Origin of the sequence: Exiguobacterium sp. s194, from assembly GCF_018618275.1 — a bacterium.
Classification (GTDB): Bacteria; Bacillota; Bacilli; order Exiguobacteriales; family Exiguobacteriaceae; genus Exiguobacterium; species Exiguobacterium chiriqhucha.
Map to the genome: position 1 here is coordinate 136,324 of NZ_JACSLT010000002.1, position 18,890 is coordinate 155,213.

General features: G+C 51.8%; 21 protein-coding genes. 18 read left to right on the forward strand and 3 right to left on the reverse strand.

The genetic code is table 11. The annotated features are described in order from the left end of the window. Window positions 1-52 precede the first annotated feature (52 nt). From KNP85_RS02575 to KNP85_RS02650, 16 genes are all read left to right on the forward strand, one after another. On the forward strand, window positions 53-736 hold the full coding sequence (locus KNP85_RS02575) for an ABC transporter ATP-binding protein (protein ID WP_214801107.1): 684 nt from the start codon (window positions 53-55) through the stop codon (window positions 734-736). Next, a complete protein-coding gene (locus KNP85_RS02580) occupies window positions 733-3,303 on the forward strand; it encodes an ABC transporter permease (RefSeq protein WP_214801110.1) in 2,571 nt (856 codons plus the stop codon). The genes KNP85_RS02575 and KNP85_RS02580 overlap by 4 nt, the downstream gene beginning before the upstream one ends. Window positions 3,304-3,377: 74 nt before the next feature. Continuing rightward, on the forward strand, window positions 3,378-3,887 hold the full coding sequence (locus tag KNP85_RS02585; RefSeq protein WP_214801114.1) for a HEAT repeat domain-containing protein: 510 nt from the start codon (window positions 3,378-3,380) through the stop codon (window positions 3,885-3,887). A gap of 57 nt (window positions 3,888-3,944) precedes the next feature. Beyond that, on the forward strand, window positions 3,945-4,490 hold the full coding sequence (locus KNP85_RS02590; protein WP_214801117.1) for an RNA polymerase sigma factor: 546 nt from the start codon (window positions 3,945-3,947) through the stop codon (window positions 4,488-4,490). Then, window positions 4,487-5,230 carry a hypothetical protein gene (locus KNP85_RS02595; protein WP_214801120.1) on the forward strand — a complete coding sequence of 248 codons (744 nt, stop codon included), beginning with the start codon at window positions 4,487-4,489 and terminating at the stop codon, window positions 5,228-5,230. Before KNP85_RS02590 ends, KNP85_RS02595 begins: the two co-directional genes overlap by 4 nt. A gap of 33 nt (window positions 5,231-5,263) precedes the next feature. Then, a complete protein-coding gene (locus KNP85_RS02600; protein WP_021066508.1) occupies window positions 5,264-5,437 on the forward strand; it encodes a hypothetical protein in 174 nt (57 codons plus the stop codon). Between the two features lie 295 nt (window positions 5,438-5,732). Then, entirely contained in the window at window positions 5,733-5,882 is a 150-nt protein-coding gene (locus tag KNP85_RS02605; protein WP_214801123.1) for a hypothetical protein, read from the forward strand. Between the two features lie 19 nt (window positions 5,883-5,901). After that, window positions 5,902-6,552 carry an SIMPL domain-containing protein gene (locus KNP85_RS02610; RefSeq protein WP_214801126.1) on the forward strand — a complete coding sequence of 217 codons (651 nt, stop codon included), beginning with the start codon at window positions 5,902-5,904 and terminating at the stop codon, window positions 6,550-6,552. Then, window positions 6,549-6,977 (forward strand): hypothetical protein, encoded by a 429-nt coding sequence (locus tag KNP85_RS02615; protein ID WP_029594972.1) that lies wholly within the window; start codon window positions 6,549-6,551, stop codon window positions 6,975-6,977. Before KNP85_RS02610 ends, KNP85_RS02615 begins: the two co-directional genes overlap by 4 nt. Window positions 6,978-7,060: 83 nt before the next feature. Continuing rightward, a complete protein-coding gene (locus KNP85_RS02620; RefSeq protein WP_241764575.1) occupies window positions 7,061-7,531 on the forward strand; it encodes a flavodoxin family protein in 471 nt (156 codons plus the stop codon). A 110-nt stretch (window positions 7,532-7,641) separates the two neighbouring features. Beyond that, window positions 7,642-8,043, forward strand: coding sequence for a hypothetical protein (locus KNP85_RS02625; protein ID WP_029594974.1), 402 nt, complete (start codon window positions 7,642-7,644; stop codon window positions 8,041-8,043). 87 nt (window positions 8,044-8,130) lie between these two features. Next, window positions 8,131-9,243 (forward strand): M14 family metallopeptidase, encoded by a 1,113-nt coding sequence (locus KNP85_RS02630; protein WP_029594975.1) that lies wholly within the window; start codon window positions 8,131-8,133, stop codon window positions 9,241-9,243. 85 nt (window positions 9,244-9,328) lie between these two features. After that, window positions 9,329-10,129 carry an alpha/beta fold hydrolase gene (locus KNP85_RS02635; RefSeq protein ID WP_029594976.1) on the forward strand — a complete coding sequence of 267 codons (801 nt, stop codon included), beginning with the start codon at window positions 9,329-9,331 and terminating at the stop codon, window positions 10,127-10,129. Between the two features lie 390 nt (window positions 10,130-10,519). Further along, window positions 10,520-10,948 carry a CBS domain-containing protein gene (locus KNP85_RS02640; RefSeq protein WP_021066516.1) on the forward strand — a complete coding sequence of 143 codons (429 nt, stop codon included), beginning with the start codon at window positions 10,520-10,522 and terminating at the stop codon, window positions 10,946-10,948. Window positions 10,949-11,024: 76 nt separating this feature from the next. Next, complete coding sequence (locus KNP85_RS02645; RefSeq protein ID WP_029594977.1) at window positions 11,025-12,278, forward strand: hypothetical protein; 1,254 nt, start codon at window positions 11,025-11,027, stop codon at window positions 12,276-12,278. Between the two features lie 195 nt (window positions 12,279-12,473). Beyond that, entirely contained in the window at window positions 12,474-13,208 is a 735-nt protein-coding gene (locus KNP85_RS02650) for a pentapeptide repeat-containing protein (RefSeq protein ID WP_214801129.1), read from the forward strand. A gap of 52 nt (window positions 13,209-13,260) precedes the next feature. Here KNP85_RS02650 and KNP85_RS02655 read toward each other — a convergent pair whose 3' ends face one another. Then, on the reverse strand, window positions 13,261-14,208 hold the full coding sequence (locus KNP85_RS02655) for an LLM class oxidoreductase (protein ID WP_214801131.1): 948 nt from the start codon (window positions 14,206-14,208) through the stop codon (window positions 13,261-13,263). Between the two features lie 10 nt (window positions 14,209-14,218). Next, on the reverse strand, window positions 14,219-15,421 hold the full coding sequence (locus KNP85_RS02660) for an MFS transporter (protein ID WP_214801134.1): 1,203 nt from the start codon (window positions 15,419-15,421) through the stop codon (window positions 14,219-14,221). A 257-nt stretch (window positions 15,422-15,678) separates the two neighbouring features. Between KNP85_RS02660 and KNP85_RS02665 the strand changes: the two genes are divergently transcribed. After that, window positions 15,679-16,008 carry a winged helix-turn-helix transcriptional regulator gene (locus KNP85_RS02665; RefSeq protein WP_200881502.1) on the forward strand — a complete coding sequence of 110 codons (330 nt, stop codon included), beginning with the start codon at window positions 15,679-15,681 and terminating at the stop codon, window positions 16,006-16,008. Between the two features lie 53 nt (window positions 16,009-16,061). Here KNP85_RS02665 and xylE read toward each other — a convergent pair whose 3' ends face one another. Then, window positions 16,062-17,477 (reverse strand): D-xylose transporter XylE, encoded by a 1,416-nt coding sequence (gene xylE, locus KNP85_RS02670; RefSeq protein WP_214801137.1) that lies wholly within the window; start codon window positions 17,475-17,477, stop codon window positions 16,062-16,064. Between the two features lie 271 nt (window positions 17,478-17,748). On the opposite strand from xylE, the gene KNP85_RS02675 reads away from it, so the two are divergent. Next, the gene (locus KNP85_RS02675) at window positions 17,749-18,861 is read left to right on the forward strand and encodes an ROK family transcriptional regulator (protein WP_214756365.1); all 1,113 of its coding nucleotides are present in this window, start codon (window positions 17,749-17,751) and stop codon (window positions 18,859-18,861) included. Window positions 18,862-18,890: the final 29 nt, after the last annotated feature.

Genomic DNA, 18,890 nt, shown 5'->3' on the forward strand with positions numbered 1-18,890 from the left:
GTCACACTCGCTCGGTACACTCAAAGTAGATCAAGTACTGGAGGGTGCAAACATGAACATATTAGAAGTGCAACACTTATCGAAAGTATACGGAAAAGACGAGATGGAAGTGCGGGCGCTCGATGACGTGTCGTTCACCGTCAAAAAAGGCGAGTTCGTCTGTATCGTCGGACCGTCGGGCTCGGGGAAGTCGACGTTGTTACATTTGCTCGGCGGCGTCGATGTCCCGACGAGTGGACACGTGTTGATCGACAATACGGATATTTACAAGTTAGACGAGACACAGCTCGCCATCTTCCGTCGTCGTCAAATCGGTTTGATTTATCAGTTTTACAACTTAATCCCGATTTTGACGGTCGAGGAGAACATCACACTACCAATGTTGTTGGACGAACAAAAAGTCGACGCCGCCCATTTGGAGCGCATCATCGGCATCCTCGGGCTATCGAACCGGATGACGCACCTGCCGAACCAGCTGTCTGGCGGACAGCAACAACGCGTCTCCATCGGTCGGGCGCTCATCAGCAACCCGGCCATCATCTTGGCCGATGAGCCGACAGGGAACTTGGACAGTCAAAACAGTGAAGAAATCATGAGCCTCCTCAAACTGTTCAACAAGAAGTTCAATCAGACGCTGATCATCATCACGCATGACGAACGAATCGCCTTGCAGGCCGACCGGATCATCTCGATCGAGGATGGGAAGATTGCGAAGAACGAGGTCGTCCGCTCATGAACATCATCAATAAAATGACGCTTCGACACTTGCGTGAAAACAAGCGGCGTTCGCTCGTCACCATCATCGGGGTTATCATCTCGGTGGCGATGATCACGGCTGTGACGACACTCGGTTCATCGTTCTTAGACTTGATGATCCGTCAAGACATCGCGGACAATGGAGAATGGCACGTCCAATACATCAACACGAATGAGGAGCAGGTCGAGGCAATTCGAAATGATGCATCGACGAAGGATGTCATCCTTTCAAGTGACGGCTATGCAGAATTAAAGAATTCACAGAATGCCTATAAACCGTACTTATACGTCCGGAACTATAACACGTCAGGGCTCAAGAACTTTCCCGTCGACTTGACGGAGGGACGCTTGCCAAACAAAGAAGGCGAAGTCGTTATTTCTGAGGCCATCCGTCAAAATGCGCAAGTCACGTACAGTATCGGGGATGAATTGACGATTGAGATCGGTGAGCGCATGGACGAATCATCAGGTCGCGTATTAACCCAAAACGATGGCTTGATCCGTGACGGGGAGACGATGCTTGAACAGTTGAAAATCGAGGATACGGTGACGTTGACCGTCGTCGGCACGATGACGCGCCCAGCCTGGGAGCCGACTTGGTCGCCGGGCTATACGGTCGTCGGATACATTGACGACAAAGCGTTGAACGGTGCGATCGTCGATACGTTCGTCGCCTTGAACGACGTGAACGGCTCGATCTATGAGGATACGAAACAAGTGATGAACGAACAGAAGATTGAAGGGGTCGCTTATAACTCATCGTTGCTCCGTTATTACGGGGTGACGGACGACGGCGGATTGCGTAAGACGTTGTATGGTTTCGTCGGGATCATCATGACGGTCATCGTCATCGGTTCGATTTCGCTCATCTATAACGCCTTCGCCATCAGCGTATCTGAGCGTTCTCGTTACCTCGGGATGCTTGCGAGTGTCGGGGCGACGAAACGGCAAAAACGAAACTCGGTCTTTTTTGAAGGACTGATTATCGGAGGGATTAGCATCCCGATCGGTATCATCGCCGGGGTGACCGGAATCGGGGTCACGTTCTTGTTCATCAACGCTTTTGCGGAGAAGGCGCTCAACGTGACGGAGAAGTTTGAAGTCGTCGTCACCCCGCTCACACTCCTGTTGACGGTCTTCATTTCGAGCGTGACGATTTTCATCTCGTGTTATCTGCCGGCGCGCCGCGCTTCGAAGATTTCTGCGATTGACGCGATTCGTCAGACCCAGGACGTGCGACTGACGTCGAAGAACGTGAAGACGTCGAAACTCGTGCGACGGATCTTCGGATTGGAAGCGGAGATTGGGCTGAAAAACACAAAACGCAACCGGAAACGGTATTTGGCGACGGTGTTCTCGCTCGTCATCAGTATCGTGCTGTTTTTAGTCGTCAGTTACTTCACGGATCGACTCGAACAGTCACTCGAGATGTCACAAGGCACGTACGAGTTCGACATTCTCGTGAACGGGTCGAATCTCAGTAAAGATGACTTACGTCGCTATGAGACGTTGGATAATGTGACGAGCGGGACGTACTTCGAGAACACGACCGTCCAGACGGTGGTTGACGAAGCGCGGTTACCGAGCGCGGTCACCGAGAATGAAGACTTGGTGTCCACGTTCGTCGATGGGAAATTTGTGTACTACGTTTCGCTTTATCAATTAGATGATGAAAGTTTCGATGCGTACTTGAAGCAGATCGGGGCATCCGCCAGCAATTTTGAAGACGGGGAGATGCCGGGTGCCGTCTTGATTGATGAAGTATCGTATCAAGACGTCGACAAGAAGAAATTTGTGAACTCGAAGACGATTGAGACCGAAATCGGCGATACGCTTGAACTCCGGGACGAGAACGCAACGGACGAGACGGCACCGCTCAAAACAATCAAAATCGGCGCCATGACCGACGTCCCCCCGACCGGTGTGATGACGAGCTCACTTGGATGGCTTGATGTGATCGTTCGGGAAGGGACGTTTGAAGAGGATGCGATTGGTCAATTGATGAAACAATCAAGTCCATCAATCGCCTTGAACACGAGTAATCCTGAGGCGACGCAACAAGTGATTGAGGCGGAACAAAATATGGACCAATACATCTTCAACGTGTCGGAGCAGCGTGAACAACAAGAGCAGGTGTTGTTGCTGTTATCGATTTTCGTCTATGGGTTTATCGTCTTGATCTCGCTCATCTCGGTGGCGAATATCTTCAACACAATCTCGACGAGCGTCTCGCTCCGTCGTCGCGAGTTTGCGATGCTGCGGTCGGTCGGGATGACACCGAAAGGGTTCAACAAGATGGTGTATTATGAAAGCATTTTCTATGGCATGAAAGCATTGGCGTATGGGGTGCCGGTCAGTGTTCTGATCATGTACCTGATTTACCGGGCGCAGATCAACACGTTCGAAGCACCGTTCACGTTGCCGTGGGGCGATATCTTGTTCGTCACGGTCATAATTTTCCTGATCGTTGGTTCTTCGATGGTATACGCGATTTCGAAAGTGAAGTCGGATAATATCATCGACCGTTTGAAGCAAGAGAATAACTAATATGCATGGAAAGGGATTCAGTGTCTACTGAGTCCCTTTTTTTGTAAACTAAGAATGAGAAAAGAGGTGGGAGAATGGACATCCGAGAAGTATTGAGTGGCGGAGATTTGCGCTCGGTCGGCCACGTCGATGAGGTCGTCGCCTACGTCGGGAACGACCCGGACCGATTCAACGAATTGATGACCGGCTTGACCGATGACCGTCCCGTCGTTCGGATGCGGAGCGCAGACGCGATGGAGAAAGTGACACGCCGTCATCCAAAGTTGCTTCAAGCGCATCAAGCGTCCTTGTTCCAACAGTTACATCGTGCCACTCAACAAGAAGTGAGGTGGCACTTGGCGCAACTCATGCCACGGCTGATGTGGACGGAAGACGAGGCGGCCGACGTCGTTCATATGCTCACCGATTGGATTGCTACGGAGACTAGCGCCATCGTCATCGTCAACTCCTTGCAGGCGATCTTCGACTTGAGCGCCGAGCATTCACGCTTCCGTGACGACCTGAAACCCTTGCTCGAATCGCAACTCGAGACGGGGAGTCCAGCCGTGAAGAGCCGCTCAAAAAAACTATTAAAGAAGTTGTGACCGATGGACTTCATTTCCGGTCTATAAAGATGTAAGTACATCGAGAGGGGGATTCGATTGGACGATCAAGCGATTATCGATTTGTATTGGCAACGTTCCGAGCGGGCGATTGAGGCGACGGCGCAAAAGTACGGCGGCTATTGTCATACGATTTCCTATAACATTTTGCATAGTCGGGAAGACGCGGACGAGTGCGTCAATGATACGTACATGAAGGCGTGGCAAGCGATTCCGCCGACACGTCCAGCGCGGCTCGCCGCCTATTTGGCAAAGCTAGTCCGTAACGTCTCGCTCCATAAGTATGAGAAAGCGAACGCGAAGAAGCGCGGGGCGGGGCAAGTCCCGCTCATTGTCAGTGAGCTCGAGCACTGTCTCGCCTCCTCCGTCGCGACCGATTCAGAAGTCGTCGAGTTGTTGAACGACTTTTTGGCCCAGTTGTCGCAAGAGACCCGGCAGATCTTTATGGGGCGTTACTTTCACCTTCAATCGATTAAAGACATCGCGAAGATGCGCCAGGTGAGTGAGAGCAAGGTCAAGATGGTGCTGCTTCGGACTCGGAACGACTTGAAACAAATGCTCGAAGCGGAAGGGGTGGCGCTATGAACGGAGATCGGCTCACACGTTTGATGGGGGACGTCGATGACCGGTTCGTCGAGGAATCGATGGTGGTTGAAGCCAAAAAGCGGAGACATTGGCATTGGATGGGTGGTCTTGTGGCAGCCGCCGCTGTCACACTCTTCGCCGTGACATGGGACGGTTTTAAAGAATTGATTCCACTGTCGGACAACTCAAGCAATATGTCGGTCGCTTATATCGATGAAGGGGACATCGATGTCGGGATGTCATCAGCAAACCTTGCCGAGATGAGTGAGGACGAGCTGTTCTCGAAATGGGAACCTGTCGTGGTACGGGGCGTCGTGAAACAGATTGACCACATCGAGCTCGACTTCAACGGACAAGCGGAATATCAGTCGATTGTGACGATTGGCGTGACAGACGTCTATCGGGGAGACATCGAGCAGGGGAGCACGATTCAAGTTCTCACGGTTGCCGGTGCCGGTTCTGAAGTGCTTCAGTCGGATGCGGACGTCATCTCTGAACTTCGCCTCGGCATGGAAGGGATTTTTATGCCGAGACGGCATGATGCTTCCCACGTCTGGTCACAAAACGGGGCCACGCTTCAAGTGATGGACGTGAGTGATTACGGATTTCCGGACGGTGAGCGATACATGTTCTTGAACACGGACGAAGGACTCGTCTTCAGTCGCGACGCCTATCCGTCGCTACGTGGCGCTGAGACACTCGATGACATAGAGGCGTTCATGACGGAACGGTTCCGTTAACGGGAAGGGGATATGGAAGAGAGGAGGGCTACGATGACAGAGCAGAATTGGCGAGCGTCAGGGGTAGGACTCGGACTGGTGTTCGGAGCCGGGATTGGCATCATCAGTTCGCTCCTACTCGGATTTGAATTAGTGTATGGGATTGCGGCAGGTGCAGCATTCGGCTATCTCATCGGACTCGTGGTGTCATTGACAGGAAAGACATGATTGAAGGGAAGGCTAACTCAAAATGATCGCAAAGAAAATCATGCAGTGGGTGAAGAAGCAAGGAAGTCTTGGGGTTAAGGAAAACTTGCTCGAAATCAGGTTTCGGGTAGGTGGGTTCGGGATTTCGAATGAATCCAAACTGACATTCTTTTCAGATGGGACAGCTAGACGACAGATTATTCGGCGAGAGGATGATTGTTCTAAATCAATCAAATCATTCATTTTTTACGATGAAGCGCAAACAAAAACTCTGTACGGAACATTTCTAGCGCTCGAGACGGAGGAGTGGCCATCTATGTTTGAAGAAAAGAAGTACGAAACAATCGACGGAACACAATGGGGCTTGATCATTACACAACCGGACGGAACCACACGGACGCATGACGGCAGCAACGCTTATCCGGATAACTGGAAGGACGTCACGGCACTGTTCGGCATTTCTTGAATCAGAAGGAGGACATCATATGGATCGCACCATCACTGTCAAAGGAACGGGAAAAGTATCGGCTAAACCAGATTTGATTGTCGTGAGAATGGAGTTGACCTCGAAGGCTGTCCGTTACGAAGAGACGATGAACGGGGCGGCGATGGCCGTCACGCGTCTACAAAAGGCAGTCGAGCAGGCCGGATTCGAGAAAGCAGCGCTCAAAACGACCGACTTCTCGATCGACACCGACTATGAGAGCTACCGCGACAAACAAGGCAACTACAAGTCTCGGTTCCGGGGTTACGTCTGTCAGCAGAAGACGAAGCTCGAGTTTCCGCTCGATACGAAACAGTTGTCCGCGGTCATCGAACACGTCAGCAACTCGTTAGCCGAACCGAAGCTGTCCATCTCGTTCACGATCAAGGATGCGGATTCGGTTCAAGATGAACTGCTCGCGAGCGCGGCGGCGAACGCGCGCCATCGGGCCGAACTGTTGGCGAAAGGGGCCGGGGCGACGCTAGGCGATTTGCTTCAAATCGACTATACGTGGGGCGAGCTCCATCTTTATTCGCCGACGCGTCTCACACTTCATGACGAGGTGCTCTTCTCGGAGGCGGCGATGCCGGAACTCGAACCGGACGAGATTGACTTGAGCGACTCGGCGACGTTCGTGTGGGCGATTCGATGAGACGTGTCATCGGATTGGTGCTATTGTTTCTATCCATCTCCTTGTCGGCCCAAGCTTTGTCGTGGGCGTATGCGTTCGTCGTGTTGGACGGACGGGTGTATGAGGTGATGGATGTCGCCGTATTGGAGGGCGACTTAGGTGAGGTCGTCGGTGAAGTGAGGACGATGGCCGACGATATGGACGGCAGCTATCACGGGGACGCCTCGAACATGTATCCGATCGGGACGACCTATCGGAAAGTGAACGGGGAAGCGATTGAGGACGTGCTCGCGGTCGAGGACGAGGCTGGGTGGAAGCGGGCCGAGTATCGGCATGACGCTCCGTTCAGCATGCGTGACCATTTGGATAAGGTGGCGTATGGGGCGCTTGCTGTCGGTGTGATCGTCTTTGTGTCTATACGTGTGAAGAAAAGACATGAAAATTAAATGAATCCATGATGAGGTTCGGTTCATTAAGGGAACAGTCAACTGTAGACGTGTCGTGTTTTCGTGTAATGGAGGGATTCCCTATGAAAATCCTCATCATCTTTGACTCGATGTACGGGTGTACCGAAAAAGTCGCATATGCCATCAAGGACGGGTTCGGCGACTTACACCGCGTCGACATCATGCAGATCAGCCACGTCGGATACGGCGACCTCGCCAACCTTGATTTGTTCATCGTTGGTTCGCCGACGCATGGCGGGCGCGAGACTGAGGACGTGAAAACCTTTTTAGACGGCCTGTCGGATCATGCGCTCCGAGGCATCCGTGCTGCGGCGTTTGATACGAGCATGGCTGAAGAAGACCAAGGCTTTTTCGTCGGTAAAATCGTCAAATGGTTCGGCCACGCCTCGACCCGGATCGAGCAGCTCTTGTTGGACAAAGGAGCAGAACCGGTGTTGAAAGAATCGTTCATCGTCCTTGATAAAGAAGGTCCACTCAAAGACGGAGAGCTCGAGCGGGCGACCGAATGGGCTCGTCACTTGATGGACAAATAATCTGGCGTGTTCCTTATGGGACGCGTCTTTTTTGACGCGGAATTGTCCGAAGCGTTCGCAAAACGGGTAAATATAAGGGTAGCTCTTTTGTATGGAACGGAGGGAGAATGATGAAAAAATGGGAACGTGACGTCCTCATGGGTTGGATTGTCGTCTTGTTGGTGCTCGTTGCGCATTATGTGATCACGGTATCGCTCGGAAACACGTATTTTGCCGAGTCGACGATGAATCGGATGCTTTGGCTCAGTAGCTTCCCGGCCTTTTTGATTGCCTTTCTCGCAGCCCTCTTCCAAAAAACGAACACGCTCATGCTCGCCGTGCGTCGTGGCGTCATCTGGACGGCCGAACTTGTCGTCGGCTTCTCGCTCGTCGCCTGGTTTTTCCGGGCGTTCGAGACGCTGTTCGTGTCTCCGGGCGCGTATTGGGTGTTCGGAGCGGTCCTACTCGCACCGCTCGTCTATTTGTTCGAGTTCCGCCGTCAGAACCGGGGCACGAAGGCCGGTGCCCACTAAGCGTAGAAAACGTCTCCTCAAGGGGGCGTTTTTAGTCTGGCCAGGAATGGGAATGGGATACAGAAGATTAGAATGGAGGGAGTCACTATGAGTCAGTATTTTTCATCATCATACGAAGAGTCGCGTGAGAAGTTTCTCGCCCTGCTCGACCGCGTCAAACCCTATTATCCGACGGCCCGCGTGATGTCCCACTCAATCGGCGAGGATACGATTGATGTCATCATCGGTGAACCTGCGGGATCACGCGAAGCGGTGCTTCTCATGACAGTCGGGGAGCACGGCATCGAAGGGTACGCCGGGGCCGCCGTGACACACCAGTTCGTCGAGACGCAACTTGAAAACCTTCGGCACGAGTCGACCGGCATCTGTCTCATCCATGCCGTCAATCCGTGGGGAATGAAACACTTCCGCCGCGTCAATGAACATAACGTCGACTTGAACCGAAACTATGTCATCGACCGGGAATCACTCCCGCGTAACGTCAATAAAGAGTATGAAGTCATGCGGCACTTGTTTGTCCCGGACGGCGTCATCGATGACTACCATGAATCGCGCGAACATATCTACTCGTTCCTCGGTTCTGGTATCAAGCTCGACGGGTTTGACGCGATGACCGAGGCGAAAGGCATGGGACAGTATCAGTTCCCGAAAGGTGTCTATTACGGCGGCGAGTCAGATGAACCGTCCGCCATCTTTTTAAAGGAGTTTCAGCACGATTTGCTCGACCGCTACGACCGCGTCATCCACATGGATTGGCACACGGCGCTCGGTCCGACGAACGAGGTGACGATGGTCATCAGTGAACGGGACGGGCGTGATGCGGACGAACTGAAGCGGACATACGGATTGAAAAATATCCAGACGTATGACCCGACCGACGTCCTCGGAGACTCGACGAACCATTTTTATTACGTACGGGACACGCACTATCCGGGCAAACAACTCGTCTCGGCGTTGTTCGAGTTCGGGACATTCGGGACGTCGACGAAAGCGACGATTCGCGAGTTTTTGACGATTATTCTCGAGAACCGGCTCTACTTTGAAGGAACGAAAGACCCGGAAGCCCGCAACGGCATTCGAAAAGAATTCATGGCCATGTTTTATCCGGAAGATGAGTCGTGGCGGACGTCCGTATTACGCGAAGGAGCGGCGGCGATTGAGCATGTCTTGAAAGCCGAATCGCTCTGGCGCGACAGTTGACAGGTTTCCACTTCGGTCAAACGGGAAAAAGTGGGTTGTGGGCAAACACGCACGCCGCTCAACAATCCAACTGGGGGTTTGACCAATGGGGAACTATATTACAGCACATGATGGAACGAGCATTTACGTGGAAGACGTCGGGACAGGCGATGCCGTCGTATTCTTGCACGGCTGGCCGGCAAACAACAACATGTTCGAGTATCAAAAGAATGCGTTGCTCGAAGCAGGCTACCGTTACGTCGGGATCGACTATCGTGGCTACGGCAAGTCGGATGCACCGGCGACAGGTTATGACTATGCGACGATGGCGTCGGACGTGCACATGGTCGTTGACGGTCTTGGCATCAAAGATTTCACGCTCGTCGGCTTCTCGATGGGTGGGGCAATCGCCATCCGTTACGCCGTCGACTTCCCGGATGACGGGTTGAAGAAACTTGTCCTGTCAGGTGCTGCGGCACCGGTGTTCACGCAACGTCCGGACTATCCGTACGGTATGACGCAAGCTGAGGTCGATGCGTTGATTGAAGACACGTTGAAAGACCGACCGAAGATGCTCGAAGGGTTCGGTGAGATTTTCTTCGAGAAAGAACATTCGAAACCGATGCAAAACTGGTTCCATCATCTGTCGCTCGTCGCGTCGAGTCACGGGACAATCGCTTCGGCGAAAGCACTCCGAGATGAAGATTTGCGCGAAGACTTGCCGAAAGTCAATGTCGAGACGCTTATCATCCATGGCGTGCATGACAAGATTTGTCCGTTCGAGTTCGCGCTCGAGATGGAAAAAGGGATCCCGAACTCCCGCATCGAGCGGTTCGAGGAGAGCGGTCACGGTACCGTCCTCGACGAGATGGCCAAGTTCAACAAGACGTTGCTCGAATTTATTTGAGTGTGTGACAAGCCTAGGACGTTCCTAGGCTTTTTTTGATGGCCATCTGTAGCATGTTTGTTACGGTTTTTGAGGCTAGAATGACTTCTAGTCGGGTATAGCTACAGTGAAGCCGTTTCGGGTGATTCCGTTTAGATTGGTCAACAATATATGTGAGACAAGAGGTTTGAATCACGGTCAAGATTGGCTTTGTAGAAGCCGCTCCGGGCCGTGCCTGTTTGTGTGTTGTCACACAATGCGAATAGCTTGTCTGGAAACGCTTCATCAGAAAAATGAAATGAACCTCCTTTTGACAGAACAGATGCAGATTAGATGGTCAATTTGTGCTGACTAGACCCTAATACATGGTACAATGAAGAGGTGGATTTTTAGATTGAGGAGAGATTGTACATGAATATCGCTTTCTTTTTATATCCGAAAGAAGACGTCAAATATCTAGACCCGGAATCGACGGTGCGTCAAGCGCTCGAGAAGATGAAGCATCATCGCTTCACCTCGGTGCCGCTCGTATCCGAGAACGGCTTTTACGCCGGGACGATGACGGAAGGGGATTTGCTCTGGGCACTCGCCGAACAGCTTCGCGGGGAAGAAGACTACGAAAAAGTGCTCCGGACACGGTTGAAAGATATCAAGCAACGCGTACGGTATAAGCCGGTCGCCATCACGGCGCAAATCGAGGAGCTCGTCGATGCGATCACGGATCAAAACTTCGTGCCGGTCGTCGATGACGGGAAGTATTTCATCGGTATCATCCGGCGCCGCGACATCATCGAGTACTACTCGACGAAGTTGCAACAGCTCGAGAATAAAGTGAACTGAACGAACGGACCAACCTGTGTGAAAGCAGGTTGGTTTTTGTATGTGTGAGTACAAGCAACGGGGAGGCGAGCTATAGATGGAAGCGCGAGTCATTGAATCGATTGAACTATGGTTTCAAGAGGCAGGGTCTGAGGAAGCGGTGAACTTCATCGATTTCATGCTGTTTATGAATGAGTCCGCCTATTCTTTGCTTCATCAAGACACGTTACATGGCATCTTCACCTATCAGGTCCGCTACCAAGACGGGACCTCTCAGTCCGTCTCGTACGATAAAGACGAGTGGGTCGCCCATGAACGGAATGAATGGCAAACCGGTATGAACGGCGGTGAGTGGGTATGGTGGCTCATCGAACGATGGCGTTTTGTCGTGGAGTGGCGCAGTGGTCGGGACTTCCGGTCGGGTGACGAGATAGAAGAGAACTTCTATGGGATGATCCCATACGGTGAAATTCAAGACCTCGATATTCTTCTATATAAGATTATTGAAAATGATGCCCTCAACACAAAAGCATTGATCAAAGAGGGGTATTACCATGACCCGCTGCTGCATGAATGGATTGTCATTCCCGAGTCGACGGAGAGCTTACGGCCGCTCGTCTTGGCCGTCTGTTACAACGAAGGAATCACCGAGACACCCCTAACTATCGAGCGGATTGAAGTGACGTTCACCGATGTGACGACAGGAGCGGTCCAATCACTTGCGAGTGCACTCGAAGCGTATGAGAAACCGGCAGATCTCGATTTAGATGATATGAGGTATCGCCATGACATGTTTTATCGCGACGAGTCCATTCAAGGGACGATTCGTTATGAGGTGACGTATCAAGGCGGAAGGGTCCAATTCGTCGAGCATGACAAATCAGAAATGTTCATGGATTGGGACATGGCGTTGATCAATTGGTTTTTCGAGCATTGGCGAAAACTGTACGAAGCTTATGCCGAAAAATCGTTTCCATCAGGTCGACCGTTGCAACGCTTTGAATCGGGCTATGATTATTGGAAAGCCAGACTGTCACCGGAAGCGTGGGACGAGCTCATTCATTCAACAGACCCTTTTGACCAGCGGCTTTTAACGGATCGGAAACCGCATGACGAGATTCAAAGAGCAAAAGAACAGTTTGAGATGATGTTCCATCAAACAGCGGAACTCCATCTCGAAAATTTGCGTCACGGATTCTATGTTGATCACCTATTGGAACAACGCATCGACGTCGAAAGTTCGTTCGATGCTGTGATTGCGCTTTACGAAGAAATATCCGAGGCAGAGCAGAAAAGGCGAACGAGGGAGCAACTGCTTTATGGGGAAAAGGATGAAGGCAAACTTGATTGATTGAATAAAGGCTATGGAAAAATAGGGACATTCCTTATACTTGTACGTATAGAGTCAAGACATACAATGAAGGAGTGACAATGAATGGCGATGCCCGATTTACATATGCTGCGTGAATCGCTCAAACCGGATTGTGCGAATTGTTTCGGTCTCTGTTGTGTGGCGTTCCACTACTTGAAATCTGAGGATTTCCCCATGGATAAACCCGCAGGACAGCCGTGTGTCCATTTGGCAGATTCGTATGCCTGCAACATCCATTCCGAACTGCGTGAGCGGGGCTTCAAAGGATGTACGGTGTACGACTGTCTCGGGGCCGGGCAGTTCGTGTCACAAGTGACGTTTCACGGACGAAGCTGGCGGGAGGGGGAGGTCGATGGGACGCGCATGTTCGCGACGGTGCCAATCATGAGCCAAGTCCATGAGCTGTTGCTCTACATCACTGACATCCTGACCCGGGAGATCCCTGAGCACGATGCTCGGTTACTCGAGACGTTATTGGAAGAGCTACTGGCTTTCCGTGAGTTGCCGCCTGAACAGTTGACCGGGACGGCGCTGATGGCATTCCGACAACAAGTCCGCCCGTTGTTCGTCCGACTCAGTCAGCACATACGTGCGGAAGGAGTGAAACAGGACGGCCTGACGTTGACGTCACGACATGAGCAAGACCGGGCCGATTTGATTGGTCGAAACGTGAGTCAGCATGACGTGAGAGGAACGTGTTATCGAGGCGCCTTATTGATCGGTGCTAACTTACGCGGGCAAGACCTGTCCTATGTCGATTTCATGGGGGCCGACGTGCGAGACTTGGACGTGCGAGGAGCAACGTTGACCGACAGTCTGTTTTTGACACAGATGCAAGTGAACGCGATGAAAGGGGACCGGCAGACGAGACTGGCACCCGTTTACACGCGACCGAGCCATTGGCTGTAACGCAAGAGACGACTTCCATGTAGGAAAGTCGTCTTTTTTGAGTACATGAGTATTACGAAAGCGGTGGGAAATGGGGGAGCACATATTCCCCGAGCTCCTCGATGACCTCGTCGGCCGGACGTTGCCCGTCGAACAAAGCGAAGAACAAATGATTGACGCCGATGGCCCGATACGCCTCGAGCAGTTTGATCAATTGATTGCGACCCACACGGAAGCCGAGCCGGATTGGAGTCGGAAGCTCGTCCGGGTCGTGCGCCAAATCGAGATGCATCGGCATCGAGAACGGACGGAACCCTTTTCCATGCGTCTGACCTGATTCGCGCCAATCGTTGAGTACTTGTTGTTGGGCGAATGGGGCCTGCGGATAATACATACACCCGTCCCCGTGTTGCCCGATCCAGTCCATTTCCTGCTGCGCGAACCCGGTGATCATCGTCGGGATGCGTTTTTTCGGACGGGGAACGAGCGTCGCCTCATGGACCTCGCCGTACGACGAATCGATGGTCGGATAGTTGTGGTAGAGCGCCTTCTCCATGATACGGAGCGACTCTTTGAACTGCTCGCCCCGTGTCGCATGGTCGACCCCGAGTCCTTTGAAGTCGGTTCGACGGTCACCGGACGAGATGCCGAGAATCAAACGTTCTGGGGACAACGCTTCAATCGTCGCGACTTCTTTCGCCGAACGGAGCGGATGGCGGAGCGGCAAAACGAGGGCGGACGTGCCGAGGGCGATGCGTTTCGTCTGACCGAGCAAGTGTGTGCCATAAATGAGCATGTCGTAAATCTGTCCGACTGCCGGGTCTAGGAAGTTCGGGTCTTTCAGCAAGACGTCTCGGAGCCAGAGCGCCGTGAAACCATAGTCGTCCGCTCGTTGGGCGAGCTCGACTTGATGTTCGAGCGTCGGGGTGCGCATCTTGAAATTTTCTAACGGGATGTGGAGGCCGAGCGTGAGCTCACCCTCCCGATACATCCGATTGTAGCTGACATGATTGTTGAACATGGTGTCCTCCTTATTTCGCTTCCAAACGACGTGAGACGGCGGTCAAGATGACAGCGAGGATGACCATGATGCCACCGACCCAAGGCGTATGCACGAGACCGATCGAGTCCGCGACAATCCCACCGGTGGTCGCACCGAGTGCGATACCGATATTGAAGGCGGCGATGTTGAGCGCCGACGCGACATCGACCGCAGCCGGTACATACTTCTCTGCCAACTGCACGATATATAGTTGAAGGCCAGGTACGTTCATGAAAGCGAGCAGTCCCATCAAGACGATGGCGATGAGTCCCGCGACTTTGAACGGAATCATGAACGACATGACGATCATGACTGCGGCGTGGACGATGAACATATAGAACAACGCCTTGACAGGGTCTTCATTGGCGAGTTTTCCGCCTGCCCAGTTGCCGATGGCGACGGCAATCCCGTAGACGAGTAGGACGATACTAATCAAGCTCGGACTGATATTCGTCACGTCCTGCATGATTGGCGTCAAGTACGTGAAGGCGACGAACGTTCCGCCGTAACCGAGTGCGGTGATCAAGAAGCCGAGCATGATTCGGCCGTTCGTGAGCAATTTCTTCATATCGGAGAACTTCGCTGGCGGCGACTGTTTCAAATCTTTCGGAATCAAGAAGAAGCTGGCGATGATTGATACGATCCCAAGTGCGGCGACGGCGAAGAACGTGGCGCGCCATCCGAACGCTTGACCGATGAACGTGCCGAGCGGGACGCCGGTAACGGTCGCGACCGTCAAGCCGGTGAACATGAGTGCGATGGCACTCGCTTTTTTATGCGGTGGCACGAGCTGTACGGCGATCGTTGCCCCAATCGAGAAGAAGACACCGTGTGCGAACGCAGTGATAAATCGGGCGGCAATCAGTAGTTCAAAACTGGTCGACAGGGCAGAGACCAAATTCCCGCCGATAAAGACGACCATGAGTGCCATGAGCAACGTCTTGCGATTCATCCGGTTCGTGAGTGCCGTCAAGATCGGCGCACCGACGGCGACGCCGATGGCATAACCGGAGATGATGAGACCGGCGAGTGTGATGCCGATGTTCAAGTCGCTGGCGATTGATGCGAGCAGGCCGACCGGGACAAACTCGGTCGTCCCGATGCCGAAGGCGCTAATGGCGAGGGCGAGCAGTGCCAGCCCTCCGTTTTTCGGTGCCTGTTCGTCGACAGGTTGGGTGTACGGTTGATTCATGAGTAATTCCTCCTAAAGAATGTTTGTTGAGATGAGGGCCCTTCATCTCGAGGCAGCTCGAGCATCTCCCATCTTCTTTATTGTCCAGTACGGTCGAAAAAGATCCTTACTGTCTCAAGAAGAGGTTACTGGTGAGATGAACTTGTATAACTGAGCTACAGTTGCTATCATAAGTCCATCGAATTTAATTGGGAAGTACGCACTTTCAAGTACGATAGGCACCGAAAAGTACCTATCCCGGTCCATAAGGAGGAACCATCATGCCATACAACATCCCGGTCGAGGCGACGCTTGACGTTATCGGCGGCAAGTGGAAAGTCGTCATCATGTGTCATTTGATTAAAGGGGAACGCCGCACGAGTGAATTGAAAAAGCTCATGCCGAACATCACGCAAAAAATGCTCACGCAACAGTTGCGCGAGCTCGAGGCGGACGGTGTCATCATCCGCACGGTGTATGAACAAGTCCCACCGAAAGTCGTCTATTCCCTGTCCGACTACGGCTGGTCGCTCCAACCGATTTTGGACGCGATGTGTGCCTGGGGCGAAGGACATATTGAACAGACAGGGGAAGACGTCATTTCCTAAATCAAGCGAAAAGACAGCGACTCTTCAATGAGAGAATCGCTGTCTTTTTATCGTTACGAGGCGGATACGTCTTTTGAGTCAGCTTGCTTGTCATTCCATAATGTTTCCATCTCTTCGAGCGTTTTGCCTTTCGTCTCCGGTACGAGCTTCCAGACGAACAAGGCGGACAGTACGCTCATCACCCCGTAAAATCCGTATGTCATCGTGCCACTAAATTCCATCATCATCGGATAGGTCGATGAAATGAAGTAGTTGGCTGTCCATTGAGCGGCAACAGCGATCGCGACCGCTTGCCCTCGGATTTTATTTGGGAAAATTTCCGAGATGAGTACCCAACAAATCGGTCCCCATGACATCATGAATGAGGCTGTGTAGATGATGATGAAGATGAGTGTACCAATCCCGATTGCATTCGTGTAGGCCATCGAAGCGACACCGAACATCCCGATTGCCATGCCGATCGAACCGATGATGAGCAATGGTTTTCGGCCGACTTTATCGACAAACAAGATGGCGACGATGGTGAAGACGACGTTGACGAGCCCCATGACGACGGTTTGCATCATGGAAGCGTCTTTAGCGGCACCCATACTTTCAAAGATTCGTGGGGCATAGTACAATGCGACGTTGATTCCGACAAATTGTTGGAACACCGATAAGAGAATCCCGATGGTGATGACCACTTTTCCGTAAGTGAACAGCTTGGCTGAAGAATGACTGACAGACGATTTGATGTCTTGCATGATCGCTTCGGCGCGTTCTTTGCCATTGATTCGACTGAGGATGTGGAAAGCCTTTTCTTCCTCGCCTTGGAGCGCCAAATACCGTGGTGTTTCCGGAACAATCAATAAGAGCGAACCGAAAAGGAGGGCCGGAATGGCTTCAGAGGCAAACATATACCGCCAACCGATGTCATCGATCCAGGCGACCGTTTGTCCACTTGTGATCGACCAGTTGACGAAGTAGACGACGAGCATCCCAAGGATGATGGCAAATTGGTTTAGCGACACGAGCCGTCCTCGAATCGCAGCTGGCGCGACCTCACTGATATACATCGGCGTGATGGCCGAGGCAAGTCCGACGCCGATCCCGCCGATGATGCGATACAAGTTGAACGTAAGTAGAAGGGCAATCGTCGGTTCGCCTTTCGTAAAGAAGAGGACTTCGGGATAAGCCGAACCCAATGCAGACAATAAGAAAAGAACGGCCGCGAAAATCAATGATTTTTTACGACCAAATCGGCTTGCGAATATACCAGAGATGATTCCTCCGATGATACAGCCAATCAATGCCGAGGAAGTGGTCGCCCCGTGTACGAGCGAACTTAAGTTCAGCCCGTCAATAAAATACTTCTCCAATGATTTCTCTGCGCCTGAGATGACAGCAGTATCATAACCGAACAACAGGCCACCTAATGTCGCGACGAGTGTGATGGTCATGAGGTATAGCGTGTTCTGATTTTGTTTCATCAAGTTTTGCCCTCCTTGGAATTGGTAACGCTTACAATATCGAGTTAAAAAAAATAAGTTAGTTTGTTTGACGGATAAACTAACTATCCTTATCATACAAAATGAGGCTCGAATTCTCAACTATATTTTTGTGGTTTTTGTATAATGAATTTGAGAGTAAAACGGAATGGAACGAAAGTTAAACGATGGATGAGACATCACTTCGTATAAAGGGGAGACAAAGTCATTGGCAAAATTAGATGTGACCGCTGATCAACAGCTTGTGAAAAAAATGAATAAAACCGTATTGTTGAATGAAATTATTCGTAGTTACCCAATTTCACGCGCAAAACTGTCAGAAGTAACGGGATTGAACAAATCGACGGTATCTGCGCAAATTGGCGCTCTATTGAACGAAGAACTCATCTTTGAAATCGGACAAGGTGATTCAAGCGGGGGGCGTCGCCCGGTCATGCTCGTGTTCAACCAGCAGGCAGGATTCACCATCGGAGTCGATTTAGGCGTGAAAGCGATCAATGCGGTATTGACTGATTTAAAAGGTAACGTCGTGGAGTCTTTGACGACCGAGTGGGCCGAGGCGGACCAAGAGGCGGAACCGAAAGTGAGAGCTGCCATCGATGCGTTGCTTGGGAAAATGCCGTCCTCGCCATATGGGCTCATTGGAATCGGCGTCTCGGTGCCTGGACTCATTAATCGCGAGCAACAAGTCATTTTTGTCCCGAACCTCCGTCCTGACGTGACGGGTTTGAAGCACGATTTAGAGAACCGTTATGATGTACCCGTTAATTTAGAGAATGAGGCCAATGCGGGGGCTTACGGAGAACGACGATTCGGGGCAGGGAAAGACCATGGGGAGATGGTCTTCGTTAGTCTCGGGACAGGTGTTGGTACGGGCATCATCTTACACGGGGAATTGTATCGAGGCGAGGATGGGTTCGCTGGCGAGTTCGGGCATATGTCCATTGAATACAATGGACCGAAATGTACGTGTGGCAATCGCGGGTGTTGGGAATTGTATGCCTCAGAAAAAGTACTATGGGACAAGTATTTGCCAGGTCATACGGTCGAGACGCTACAACGAAGTTTACAGGCCAATGAGGCATCTGTGTTAAATGAATTACAAAAATGGTGCTTTTATGTCGGGGTCGGGTTGAACACAGTACTGAACGTCTATAATCCGAAAGTAATCGTCATTCAAAGTCGGGTCATCGAGTCACATCCGATGGTTCTCAACATGATTCGTACGGCGATCTCATCGCGGGTGTATGCGCAAGCCGATCATTCGTTCGAGCTCATCCCGTCGAAATTGAGCGATCATGCTTCAGCGATCGGGATGGCCTCGCTTGCCATCGAGCAGTTTTTACAGCGTCGAATGATGCAATGACAAATAGCCCGTCACCTTCAGGTGGCGGG